A 12,268-nucleotide genomic window follows, 5' to 3' on the forward strand; every position below is an offset into this window, starting at 1 on the left:
GGAAGTGTCGCCATGCGTGGTCGGCCGACTGCGGCGCCGTCGTGGCTGGTCGCGCAGTTCCCCGCGCCCCTTCGGGGCGCTCGACCTGCTTAGGCCCGGCAGGACCGGGGGCCCCGGCCTCCGGCCGGGGGCCATCCGCTCCGCCGCGTCCCGCGCCTACGCGAGGTGGAAGACCTCCGTCAGCGGCCTCATCGCCTCGTCCGGTTTCGCTCCGTCGAGCGCCTCGAAGAAGGGCGCCATCTCGGCCTGCCAGCGGGCGTTGACCTCGGTGGCGGCCATCGCGGCCTGGGCCGCCTCGAAGTCCTCGGTCTCCAGATAGCCCACGAGCAGCCCGTCCTCGCGCAGGAAGAGCGAGTAGTTGTGCCAGCCGGTCTCCGAGAGCGCCGCCCGCATCTCGGGCCACACGGCCGCGTGCCGCTCGCGGTACTCCTCGATCCGGTCCTGGCGGACCTTCAGCAGAAAGCACACCCGCCGCATCGCCGACCGCCTCAGAAGTGGTACTTGTCGATGTTGGACTTGTCGAAGACGGTGGGCGGCCCGAGGATGACCTCGCCGTCCTTGCCGACCGTGTACTCGCCCAGCGTCCCGGCCTTGAACTTCTCGCCCTCGGCCCCGGTGATCTGCCCGGAGGCGAGCGCGGCCGCCGCGTACGAACCGAGGTAGCCGAGCTTCTTGGGGTCCCAGAGCGCGAACTGCTCGACGGTGCCGTCCTTGACGTACTTGCGCATCTGGTTGGGCGTGCCGAGACCGTTCAGCACCACCTTGTGGTACGAGGAGCCGCTGATGTAGCGGGCGGCCGCGGCGATGCCGACCGTGGTGGGCGCGATGATGCCCTTGAGCTTGGGGTACGCCTTGAGCAGGCCCTGGGTCTCCTGGAAGGACTTCTGGTCGTCGTCGTCCCCGTACACCGTCTTGACCAGCTTCATGTTCTTGTAGGCGGGCTTGCTCAGCTCGTCCTTCATGAAGCGGATCCAGGTGTTCTGGTTGGTGGCGTTCTGGGTGGCGGAGAGGATCGCGATCTGACCCTTGTAGTCGAGTTGTTTGGCCAGGTGCCGCACCTGGCTGCGGCCGATCTCCTCGGAGCTGGCCTGGTTGATGAAGAGCTGGCGGCAGGCCGGGGCGGTGTCGGAGTCGTACGCCACCACCTTGATGTCCTTCTTCATGGCCTGCTTGAGCGGGCCGCACACCGCGTTGGGGTCGTTGGCCGCGATCAGGATGGCGTCCTGGCGCTGCTGGACCAGGGTGTTGATGTACGACACCTGGGAGGAGGCGCTGGCGTCGGACGGGCCGACCTCCTTGCCCTTGCCGCCGAACTCTCCGGCGGCCGTGATCCCCGCCTTGTCGATGAGCTTCTCGTAGGGGTTGTTGATCTGCTTGGGCAGGAAGGCCAGCTTGAGGCCCTTCTTCAGGGGGGCACCGGGGTCGGCCTTGGCATCGGTCTTGGCGGGGCCGCTGTTGTCGTTGTCCTTCTTGGTGGTGCCGCCGCAGCCGGCCAGAGCCACGGCCAGGGCACAGACCGCGGCGGCGGTGGCGACGGCGCGGCGGCGCGCGGAAGAGCTGTTCATGTGGGAGACCTTTCGCGGTGCGTGGGTGGATCAGCTGGTCGAGGCGGCGGCGCGCCGGTGACGCCAGGCGCTCACGGTGGTGATCAGACGGGGGGCGAGGACGGAGGCCACCAGCAGCAGCCCGGTGACGATCACCTGGACCTCGTTGGCCACGTCGTTGAGGGTCAGCAGGTTCTTCAGGACGCCGATGAGCAGCACCCCGGCGACGGCGCCGAACAGCGTGCCCTTGCCGCCGTCGAAGTCGACCCCGCCCAGCAGGACGGAGGCGATGACGAGCATCTCGAAGCCCTGGCCGTTGTCGGCCCGCGCGCTGCCGTACCGCAGGGTGAACACGATCCCCGCGAAGGCCGAGATCAGCCCGCTGACCACGAACAGCAGCAGCTTGACGCGTTTGACGCGGATGCCCGCGAAGTAGGCGGCGTCCTCCTGGGCGCCGATGGCGAACAGCGACCGGCCGACGCCCGTGGCGTGCAGCACCACGGCGGCGACGGCGGCCAGCACGATGAACAGCGTCACCGGATAGGTGAGGAAGGTGCCGGGCACGGTGGTGGTGTCCACGGCCCACTTGGCGTACGTCTCGGGGAAGTCGGTGATGGCGTTGGATCCGAGCACCACCGAGGCCAGCCCCCGGTAGAGCGCGAGGGTCCCGATGGTGACGGCCAGCGAGGGCAGCCCGACCCGGGTGACCAGCCAGCCGTTGAGCAGCCCGCCGGCCACTCCGACCAGCAGCACGATCGGCACGATCGTCTCGAACGCCCAGCCCGCGTCCCACAGTTGGCCGGTGAGCGCGCTGGACAGGCCGAGCATCGAGGCCACCGACAGATCCACCTGCCCGGCCACCACCAGCAGCGTCATCGGCAGCGCCATCAGCGCCACCTCGGCGATGTCGTTGAAGGCGAAGGCGAGGTTGTCGCGGCCGGCGAAGCCGTCCGTGGTGCCGAGGCCGGTGAGGAAGACGGCCACCAGCAGCACCCCGACGGCGGTGTCCCACCTGAGCTTCATCGTGCGCTCCTCTTCCTCAGCGCGCGGGTCATGCGCACCCGTACGATCCGGTCCACGCTGATGGCCGCCAGCAGCAGCGCACCCGCGATGGCGTCCTGCCAGAAGGAGTCGACCTTCAGCACGGCCAGGGCGCTGCCGATGGTGGTGAGCAGCAGCGCGCCCAGCGCCGCGCCCCACACCGTGCCGGTGCCGCCGACGATGGCGACGCCACCGACCACCACCGCGCTGACCACGGTGAGTTCCCAGCCGTGGGCGTTGTCGGCGACGACGGTGCCGAACCGGGCCAGCCACAGCGCGCCCGCGAAGCCCGAGACGGCGCCGGAGAACAGATACGCGGCCAGCACCCGCCGCCGGATCGGCACCCCGGCCAGCCGGGCGGCCTCCGGGCTGGAGCCGATGGCGTACAGCTCACGGCCGCCGCGGTAGGTGCGCAGGACGTACGCGGTCCCGGCGAGCACCACGAAGGCGATCAGCGGGAGATACGGGATGCCCAGCACGCTGCCGCTGCCGAGGTCCAGCACGGACTGCGGCACGTCGGCGGCGTTGATCTGCTCCCCTTGCGCCCACCAGTAGTCGACGCCCTGGATGATGTAGAGCATCCCGAGGGTCACCACCAGCGCGGGCACCCGTCCGAAGCTCACCAGCGCACCGCTGACGATGCCGCAGCCCGCGCCGACGAGGAGGCCCAGAGCCAAGACCGTCAGCACCCCGTGGTCGGTGCCGGAGACGAACTTCCCGCAGGCGAAGGCGGACAGACCCACCACGGAGCCGACCGACAGATCGATGTTACGGGTGATGACCACGACCGACTGCCCGACCGCGAGCAGCACCAGGATGGCGGCGTTGAGCAGCAGGTCCTTGATTCCCTGGTCGTCGAGGAAGCGCGGTTCGGCGATCCAGGTGAACAGCACCAGCAGCACCAGGGCCCCGGCGATGCTGATCTCCCGCGCGCGGAAGACGGCGTCGACGAGCGAGCGCGCCGAGCGTGCCGACTCCGGCGCGGCGGCGGATTTGTCGGGTTTCTCGATGGTCACGCTCACGTGCGGGTCCCTTCTGCGGTGGCGCTCGTGACACCGGCGCCTTCGGCGCCACCCGTGAGCCCGGTCGCGGCGGCCATCACGGACTCCTCGGTGGCCTCGGCGCGCGGGATCTCGGCCACCAGCCGGCCCTCGTGCATCACCAGGACCCGGTCGGCCATGCCCAGCACCTCGGGCAGATCGGAGGAGATCATCAGCACCGCGAGGCCGTCGGCGGCCAGCGACGACAGCAGCCGGTGCACCTCGGCCTTGGTGCCCACGTCGATCCCGCGCGTGGGCTCGTCGACGATGAGCACCGTGGGCTCGGTGGCCAGCCACTTGGCGAGCACGACCTTCTGCTGATTGCCGCCGGAGAGCACCCCGACGTGGTCGGTGAGGCTGCCGTACTTCAGCCGGAGCCGGACCGCCCAGTCGGCCGCGCGGCCGCGCTCCAGCGCCCGTTGCACCAGCCCCGCGCGGCCCAGCCGGTCCAGGCCGGTCAGCCCGATGTTCCGCTCGATGGACATCTCCATCACCAGGCCCCGCTGGCGCCGGTCCTCGGGGACGAGCGCGAGCCCGGCGTCCATGGCGGCGGTCGGCGAACCGGGCCGCAGCACCGCCCCGTCGACCCGCACCTCGCCCGCGTCCGCCCGGTCCACGCCGAAGACGGCCTGGGCGACCTCGGTGCGCCCGGCGCCGACCAGCCCGGCGAGCGCGACGATCTCACCGCGCCGCACCTCGAAGGAGACGTCCCGGAAGACGCCCTCACGGGTCAGCCGGCGCACCGACAGCGCGGTCTCGCCGACCCGGCTGTCCTGCTTGGGGTAGAGCTCGGCCAGGTCCCGGCCCACCATGCGGCGGACCAGGGCGTCCTGGGTGAGTCCGGCCAGCGGCTCGGAGGCCACCCACCGGCCGTCCCGCAGGGTGGTGACCCGCTGGCAGAGCTCGAAGATCTCCTCCAGGCGGTGCGAGATGAACAGCACGGCGGCGCCCTCGGCGCGCAGCGACTCGACGACCGAGAAGAGCCGGGCGGTCTCGCTCCCGGTGAGCGCCGCCGTCGGCTCATCCATGATCAGCACCCGGGCGTCGAAGGAGAGCGCCTTGGCGATCTCGACGATCTGCTGGTCGGCGATGGACAGGCCCCTGGCGGGCCGGTCCGGGTCGAGTTCGACGCCGAGCCGTGTCATCAGGGCGGCGGTGGAGGTCCGTACGGCCTTGTGGTCGATCCGGCCGAGGGCCCGGAGGGGCTGACGGCCCATGAAGATGTTCTCGGCGATGGACAGATCGGGGAAGAGCGTCGGCTCCTGGTAGATGACGGCGATGCCGACGTCACGGGCGTCGGCGGGGCCGTGGAAGACCACCGGCCCGCCGTCCAGCAGCACCCGGCCGGAGTCGGGCCGGTGCACCCCGGCGAGGGTCTTGATGAGCGTCGACTTGCCCGCCCCGTTCTCACCGGCCAGGGCATGGGCCTCACCGGCGAAGAGCTCGAGCGAGACGTCCCGAAGGGCCCGTACGGCGCCGAAGGATTTGTTCACCCCCTCGAGGGCGAGGACCGGCACACCGGTCGAAGCAGGCTGGCTCACGGAGTCTCCTGACGCGTACGCAGGGGCAACAAATGAAATGTTTCAATGCCGGATTCCGGGAAGCTAGCCGCGCCCTATGCGGCCGTCAAGGGGGTGTGCACGGGATATACCCACATCGTTTCCACCCCCTTGACGCACCCTGAGTCTCGGCCCTACGGTCCAGGCGCCTTGGGTTGAATCGTTTTCATCGATCGTTCCCATCCAGCCGTCCCTGGAGGAAGCCCGTGATCAGCAGACGCGACCTGCTCGCCACCACCGCTGCCACCGGTACGGCCCTCACGGGTCTGCCCGCCCTCACCCCGTCCGCCGCCGCCGAGGACCGCCCCGGCCCGGGGCTGCGGGTCCGGAGCACCACGGTGGAGTACGCGCCCCACCCGCTCGGCCTCGACACCGCCCGCCCCCGGCTGAGCTGGATCCTCGACTCGGACGCCCGCGACCAGCTCCAGAGCGCGTACCACATCCGGGTCGCCACCTCCCCCGACCGGCTCGGCGAGCCGGACGTCTGGGACAGCGGCAGGACGACATCGCGCCAGTCGGTCCTGGTCCCCTACGACGGCCCGGCCCTGCGCCCGCGCACCCGCTACCACTGGTCGGTGCGGGTCTGGGACGGCCACGGCCGCCCCTCCGCGTGGTCCGCCCCCGCCTGGTGGGAGACCGGGCTGCTGAACTCCGGTCAGTGGCAGGCCCGTTGGATCGCCGCGCCCGCCGCGCTGACCACGCCCCCGTCCCTGGAGGGCGCCTCCTGGATCTGGTTCCCCGAGGGGGATCCGGCCACCGAGGCCCCGGTGGCCACCCGGTGGTTCCGCACCTCCGTGCACGCCCCGGGCACCGTCCGCCGCGCCCGGCTGGTGGTGGCGGCCGACGACGGCTTCACCGCCCATGTGAACGGCACCGAGGTCGCCACCCGCGAGGCACTGGGCGTCCTCAAGGCATGGAGCCATCCGGTCACCGTCGACGTCACCGAATTCCTCGACGAGGGCGCCGCCACCCTGGCGATCGCGGCCACCAACGCCGAGAAGGGCCCGGCGGGGCTGCTCGCCACCCTGGAGCTCACCACCGAGGACGGCACCACCCACCACCACACGGACGCCACCTGGCGCACGACCGACACCGAACCACCCGCCACGTGGGCGGACCCGGACCACGACGACAACGGCTGGGCCACCGCCAAGAAGCTGGCCCCCTGGGGTGGCGGCCCCTGGGGCACGGTGCTCCCCCTCCAGTCCCCCGCCCAGCTGCGCCGCACCTTCCGGCTCACCAAGCCCGTGGCGCGCGCCCGGCTCTACTCCACGGCCCTGGGCCTCTACGAAGCGCACCTCAACGGTGTCCGTGTGGGCCGCGACCAACTGGCGCCCGGCTGGACCGACTACCGCAAGCGCGTGGCGTACCAGACCTACGACGTCACCGACGCCCTCCGTCGAGGGGCGAACGCCCTCGGGGTGACCCTCGCCCCCGGCTGGTACGCCGGGAACATCGCCTGGTTCGGCCAGACCCAGTACGGCGACCACCCCGCCCTGCTCGCCCAGTTGGAGGTCACGTACACCGACGGCAGCACCGAGCGCATCACCACCGACCAGCAGTGGCGCGCGGCCACCGGCCCGCTGCTCACCGCCGACCTGCTGATGGGCGAGGAGTACGACGCCCGTAAGGAGACCCCGGGCTGGACCTCACCGGGCTTCGACGACACCGGCTGGCAGCCCGCCGTCACGGCCTCGGACATCACGGCCGAGGTGGTGGCCCAGACCGACGCCCCGACCCGGGTGGAACGCGAGATCAAGCCCGTCAAGGTCACCGAACCCGCCCCCGGTGTCCACCTCTTCGACCTGGGCCAGAACATGGTCGGCAGCGTCCGCCTCACGGTCTCCGGCCCGGCCGGCCACAAGGTCCGGATCCGCCACGCCGAGGTACTGGGCCCGGACGGCACCGCCTACACGGCCAATCTGCGCACCGCCCACCCCGTCGACACCTACACCCTCAAGGGTGGCGGCCGGGAGACCTACGAGCCGCGCTTCACCTTCCACGGCTTCCGCTACGTCGAGGTCACGGGCTACCCCGGAAAGCCCTCCCTCGACGCGATCACCGGCCGGGTGATGCACACCGCCGCCCCGTTCACCCTGTCGTTCCACACCGACTCGGCGATGCTCAACCAGTTGCACTCCAACATCACCTGGGGTCTGCGCGGCAACTTCCTGTCCATCCCCACCGACACCCCGGCGCGGGACGAACGGCTCGGCTGGACCGGCGACATCAACGTGTTCTCCAGCACCGCCGCGTACACCATGGAGTCCGCCCGCTTCCTCACCAAGTGGCTCCAGGACCTGCGCGACGGCCAGACCGACGAGGGCTCCTTCCCCGATGTGGCGCCCCACCTCGGCGACGTCGGCAACGGCGTGGCGGGCTGGGGCGACGCCGGGGTGACCGTGCCCTGGAACCTCTACCAGGCGTACGGCGACACCGGTGTGCTGCGCGAGAACTGGCCGGCCATGCGGCGCTGGATCACTTACCTGGAGCGGCACAGCACCGACCTGCTGCGGCCCGCCGAGGGTTACGGCGACTGGCTCAGCGTCGAGGCGGACACCCCCAAGGACGTCATCGCCACCGCCTACTTCGCCCACGCCACCGACCTCGTCGCCCGCACCGCACACGTCCTGGGCGAGGACCCGGCCCCGTACGAGGACCTCCTGACCCGTATCAAGGCGGCCTTCAACCGCGCGTACGTGTCCGCCGACGGCAGGATCAAGGGCGACACCCAGACCGCGTACGTCCTGGCGCTCTCCATGGACCTCCTCCCCGCCCGCCTCCGCACACCCGCGGCCGATCGCCTCGTCACCCTCATCAAGGACCGCGACTGGCACCTGTCCACCGGTTTCCTCGGCACCCCGCGGCTGCTTCCGACCCTCACCGAGACCGGTCACACCGACGTCGCGTACCGCCTGCTCCACCAGCGCACATTCCCCTCCTGGGGGTACCAGATCGACCGGGGCGCGACCACGATGTGGGAGCGCTGGGACTCGATCAAGCCGGACGGGAGCTTCCAGGACGTCGGGATGAACTCGTTCAACCACTACGCCTACGGCTCGGTCGGCGAGTGGATGTACCAGAACATCACCGGGATCGCCCCGGCCGCCCCCGGCTTCCGCGAGATCCTCGTCCGGCCCCGTCCCGGCGGCGAGGTGCGCTCCGCCGAGGGCCGCTACGACTCCCTCTACGGCCCGGTCACCACCCGCTGGTCGCAGGGCGAGGACTTCACCCTCACGGTGTCCATCCCCGTCAACACCACGGCCCAGATCTGGGTCCCGGCACGCCGCGCGGCGGACGTGACCGCTCGCGGCGCCCGCCTGCTGCGCATGGCGGACGGCTGCGCGGTGTTCGCCGTGGGGTCGGGGACCCACCACTTCTTGACGCGTGGCCGACCGCGCGGCTAGGTTTCTTGAATCGTTTCATGAAGGAGATTCATGTCTGACGTTCCAGCCGTGAAGGCGGCCCTCAAGAGCCAGGCGGTCGAGACGCCGTCATGGGCGTACGGCAACTCCGGAACCCGCTTCAAGGTCTTCGCCCAGCCCGGCGTCCCGCGCTCCCCCCAGGAGAAGCTGGACGACGCCGCCCAGGTGCACGCCTTCACCGGTGTGGCGCCCACCGTCGCCCTGCACATCCCCTGGGACACGGTCGAGGACTACGGGGCGCTCGCCAAGTACGCGGAGGAACGCGGCCTGAAACTGGGCGCCATCAACTCCAACGTCTTCCAGGACGACGACTACAAGCTGGGCTCGGTCACCCACCCCGACCCGGCGGTCCGCCGCAAGGCGCTGGGCCACCTCCTGGAGTGCGTCGACATCATGGACGCCACGGGCTCCCGCGACCTCAAGCTCTGGTTCTCCGACGGCACCAACTACCCCGGCCAGGACGACATCGCGGCCCGCCAGGACCGCCTCGCCGAGGCGCTGAGCGCGGTCTACGACCGCCTCGGCGAGGGCCGGCGGATGCTGCTGGAGTACAAGTTCTTCGAGCCCGCCTTCTACACCACGGACGTCCCGGACTGGGGCACCGCCTACGCCCACTGCCTCAAGCTGGGCCCCAAGGCCCAGGTCTGCGTGGACACCGGCCACCACGCGCCCGGCACCAACATCGAGTTCATCGTCGCCCTTCTGCTGCGCGAGAAGAAGCTCGGCGCCTTCGACTTCAACTCCCGCTTCTACGCGGACGACGACCTGATGGTCGGCGCCGCCGACCCCTTCCAGCTCTTCCGGATCATGTACGAGGTGGTCCGGGGCGGCGGGCTGACCTCAGGGGTCGCCTTCATGCTCGACCAGTGCCACAACATCGAGCCCAAGATCCCCGCGATCATCCGCTCGGTGATGAACGTCCAGGAGGCCACGGCCAAGGCCCTCCTGGTCGACCGCGACGCCCTCGCCACGGCGCAGCGCGAGGGCGACGTGCTCGGCGCCAACGCGGTGCTGATGGACGCGTACAACACCGACGTACGGCCGCTGCTGGCCGAGGTCCGGGAGGAGCTGGGCATCGACCCGGACCCGATGGCGGCGTACCGGGCCTCGGGGTGGGCGGAGCGGATCGTGGCGGAGCGGGTGGGGGGAGAGCAGGCGGGGTGGGGTGCGTAGCGCCTGCGGCGGGCCTGCCCCCACCCCGCCCCTTCCCGAATCCGGGGGCAAGCCCCCGGGCTCCCGGAACCCGGGGCTGCGCCCCGCACCCCCTGGGGCTCCGCCCCGAACCCCGGGGCACTACCCCACACCTCTGGGGCTCCGCCCCGAACCCGACGGGGCTTCGCCCGAACGTGCGGGTCGCCCGAACACCCCGGAAAGCCGCTCCGCACACGCGGGGGCTTCGCCCCGAACCCCTTGGGCGCCGTCCCCCACCACTACTGGCCCCAAGCGCCCCCTGCGGGACACACCTCCCGCCGTCACCGAAACTCGCTGAGACCGGTCCACACAAAGAGGACGACATGACCGCAGAACCCCACCCCGAGGCGGGCGCGCTCCTGGGGCGCTCGCATCGCCTCGGTGCCGACCCCCGCAATACCAACTACGCGGGGGGAAACACCTCCGCCAAGGGCACCGCGACCGATCCCGTCACGGGCCAGGACGTCGAGCTGATGTGGGTCAAGGGCTCCGGGGGCGATCTCGGTACCCTCACCCACTCCGGGCTCGCCGCGCTCCGGCTGGACCGCCTCCGCGCGCTCACCGGTGTCTACCCCGGGGTGGACCGCGAGGACGAGATGGTCGCGGCGTTCGACTACTGCCTGCACGGCAAGGGCGGGGCCGCGCCGTCCATCGACACCGCCATGCACGGCCTGGTGGACGCCGCCCACGTCGACCACCTCCACCCCGACTCCGGTATCGCCCTCGCCTGCGCGGCCGACGGCGAGGCGCTCACCAAGGAGTGTTTCGGCAACCAGGTCGTCTGGGTGCCCTGGCGCCGCCCCGGCTTCCAGCTGGGCCTGGACATCGCCGCCATCAAGAAGGCCAATCCGCAGGCCATCGGCTGCGTCCTCGGCGGCCACGGCATCACCGCCTGGGGCGACACCTCCGCCGAGTGCGAGGCGAACTCGCTCCGCATCATCCGCACCGCCGAGGAGTTCCTCACCGCACGCGGCAAGGCCGACCCGTTCGGCCCCGTCATCCACCCCACCCTCCCCGAGCCCGAACGCCGCGCCCGTGCGGCGGCCCTGGCCCCCGTGATCCGGGGCCTGGCCTCCACGGACCGCCCCCAGGTGGGCCACTTCACGGACAGCGACACCGTCCTGGACTTCGTCTCCCGCGCCGAACACCCCCGCCTGGCGGCCCTCGGCACTTCCTGCCCGGACCACTTCCTCCGCACCAAGGTCCGCCCGCTGGTCCTGGACCTCCCTCCGGACGCGCCCCTCGACACGACGATCGACCGCCTCGAGGAACTCCACTCCGCGTACCGCACCGACTACGCGGCCTACTACGAACGCCACGCCACTCCCGACTCCCCGCCCATGCGCGGCGCGGATCCGGCGATCGTGCTGATCCCCGGAGTCGGGATGTTCAGCTACGGCAAGGACAAGCAAACGGCCCGCGTGGCAGGCGAGTTCTACGTCAACGCGATCAACGTCATGCGCGGCGCCGAAGCGGTTTCCACCTACTCCCCCATCGAGGAGTCGGAGAAGTTCCGCATCGAGTACTGGGCACTCGAAGAAGCCAAGCTCCAGCGCATGCCCGAGCCCAAGCCCCTCGCGACCCGTATCGCCCTGGTGACCGGCGCGGGCTCGGGTATCGGCAAGGCGATCGCCCACCGCCTCGTGGCCGAGGGCGCATGCGTCGTCGTCGCGGACGTCAACGCGGAATCGGCACAAGCCGTGGCCCATGAGCTCGGCGGCCCGGACAAGGCCACGGCCGTCACCGCCGACGTCACCTCGGAAGAGCAGATCAAGGCGGCGTTCGAGCAAGCGGTGCTGGACTTCGGCGGCGTGGACATTCTCATCAACAACGCCGGGATCAGCATTTCCAAACCGCTCCTCGACACCACCACCGCCGACTGGGACCTCCAGCACACCATCATGGCGCGAGGCAGCTTCCTCGCCTCCCGCGAGGCGGCAAGGACCTTCATCGCCCAGAACATGGGCGGTGACATCGTGTACATCACGTCCAAGAACGCCGTGTTCGCGGGCCCGAACAACATCGCGTACTCCGCGACCAAGGCCGACCAGGCCCACCAAGTCCGCCTCCTGGCAGCGGAACTGGGCGAGCACGGCATCCGCGTCAACGGCGTGAACCCCGACGGCGTCGTCCAAGGCTCCGGCATCTTCGCGGGCGGCTGGGGCGCACAGCGCGCCGCCGTGTACGGCGTCCCCGAGGAGAAGCTGGGCGAGTTCTACGCCCAACGCACCCTGCTCAAGCGCGAAGTGCTCCCCACCCACGTGGCGAACGCCGTCTTCGCCCTGGTCGGCGGCGACCTGACCCACACCACGGGTCTGCACGTCCCGGTCGACGCGGGCGTCGCGGCGGCGTTCCTGCGCTGACACGCGCGTGAGGGGGACGGGGTCGGAGGGGTGGGCCCCGCCCCGGAGGCCCCGGCCCCCGCCCCGTACGAACCACAGCAACCACCACGCACCCCACCACCCACC

General features: G+C 71.0%; 8 protein-coding genes. 3 read left to right on the forward strand and 5 right to left on the reverse strand.

Features of this window, described 5'->3' with window-relative positions; translation table 11 throughout:
* Window positions 1-156: 156 nt before the first annotated feature.
* The 5 genes from ACZ6TD_RS09265 to ACZ6TD_RS09285 are packed head-to-tail and all read right to left on the reverse strand — an operon-like array spanning window position 157 to window position 5,166.
* Window positions 157-477 carry an L-rhamnose mutarotase gene (locus ACZ6TD_RS09265; RefSeq protein ID WP_471352455.1) on the reverse strand — a complete coding sequence of 107 codons (321 nt, stop codon included), beginning with the start codon at window positions 475-477 and terminating at the stop codon, window positions 157-159.
* Window positions 478-488: 11 nt separating this feature from the next.
* Window positions 489-1,565 (reverse strand): rhamnose ABC transporter substrate-binding protein, encoded by a 1,077-nt coding sequence (rhaS, locus tag ACZ6TD_RS09270; RefSeq protein WP_471352457.1) that lies wholly within the window; start codon window positions 1,563-1,565, stop codon window positions 489-491.
* A gap of 30 nt (window positions 1,566-1,595) precedes the next feature.
* Window positions 1,596-2,567 (reverse strand): ABC transporter permease, encoded by a 972-nt coding sequence (locus tag ACZ6TD_RS09275; protein ID WP_471352459.1) that lies wholly within the window; start codon window positions 2,565-2,567, stop codon window positions 1,596-1,598.
* Window positions 2,564-3,607 (reverse strand): ABC transporter permease, encoded by a 1,044-nt coding sequence (locus ACZ6TD_RS09280; protein ID WP_471352461.1) that lies wholly within the window; start codon window positions 3,605-3,607, stop codon window positions 2,564-2,566. The genes ACZ6TD_RS09275 and ACZ6TD_RS09280 overlap by 4 nt, the downstream gene beginning before the upstream one ends.
* Window positions 3,604-5,166, reverse strand: coding sequence for a sugar ABC transporter ATP-binding protein (locus ACZ6TD_RS09285; RefSeq protein ID WP_471352462.1), 1,563 nt, complete (start codon window positions 5,164-5,166; stop codon window positions 3,604-3,606). The genes ACZ6TD_RS09280 and ACZ6TD_RS09285 overlap by 4 nt, the downstream gene beginning before the upstream one ends.
* Before the next feature lie 224 nt (window positions 5,167-5,390).
* Here ACZ6TD_RS09285 and ACZ6TD_RS09290 point away from each other — a divergent pair, with 224 nt between their 5' ends.
* The 3 genes from ACZ6TD_RS09290 to ACZ6TD_RS09300 all read left to right on the forward strand — a co-directional run bounded on the left by ACZ6TD_RS09290 (window position 5,391) and on the right by ACZ6TD_RS09300 (window position 12,163).
* Entirely contained in the window at window positions 5,391-8,591 is a 3,201-nt protein-coding gene (locus ACZ6TD_RS09290) for an alpha-L-rhamnosidase (protein ID WP_471352464.1), read from the forward strand.
* A 30-nt stretch (window positions 8,592-8,621) separates the two neighbouring features.
* Window positions 8,622-9,782 carry an L-rhamnose isomerase gene (rhaI, locus tag ACZ6TD_RS09295; RefSeq protein ID WP_471352466.1) on the forward strand — a complete coding sequence of 387 codons (1,161 nt, stop codon included), beginning with the start codon at window positions 8,622-8,624 and terminating at the stop codon, window positions 9,780-9,782.
* Between the two features lie 341 nt (window positions 9,783-10,123).
* Window positions 10,124-12,163 carry a bifunctional aldolase/short-chain dehydrogenase gene (locus ACZ6TD_RS09300; RefSeq protein ID WP_471352469.1) on the forward strand — a complete coding sequence of 680 codons (2,040 nt, stop codon included), beginning with the start codon at window positions 10,124-10,126 and terminating at the stop codon, window positions 12,161-12,163.
* Window positions 12,164-12,268 lie beyond the last annotated feature (105 nt).

Source organism: Streptomyces yongxingensis (assembly GCF_055597465.1).

Excerpts from the sequence above, each read along its gene's own strand:
- ACZ6TD_RS09275 (WP_471352459.1), bottom strand. The coding sequence starts at position 2,567 with ATGAAGCTCAGGTGGGACACCGCCGTCGGGGTGCTGCTGGTGGCCGTC.
- ACZ6TD_RS09300 (WP_471352469.1), top strand. The coding sequence starts at position 10,124 with ATGACCGCAGAACCCCACCCCGAGGCGGGCGCGCTCCTGGGGCGCTCG.
- rhaS (WP_471352457.1), bottom strand. The coding sequence starts at position 1,565 with ATGAACAGCTCTTCCGCGCGCCGCCGCGCCGTCGCCACCGCCGCCGCG.
- ACZ6TD_RS09265 (WP_471352455.1), bottom strand. The coding sequence starts at position 477 with ATGCGGCGGGTGTGCTTTCTGCTGAAGGTCCGCCAGGACCGGATCGAG.
- rhaI (WP_471352466.1), top strand. The coding sequence starts at position 8,622 with ATGTCTGACGTTCCAGCCGTGAAGGCGGCCCTCAAGAGCCAGGCGGTC.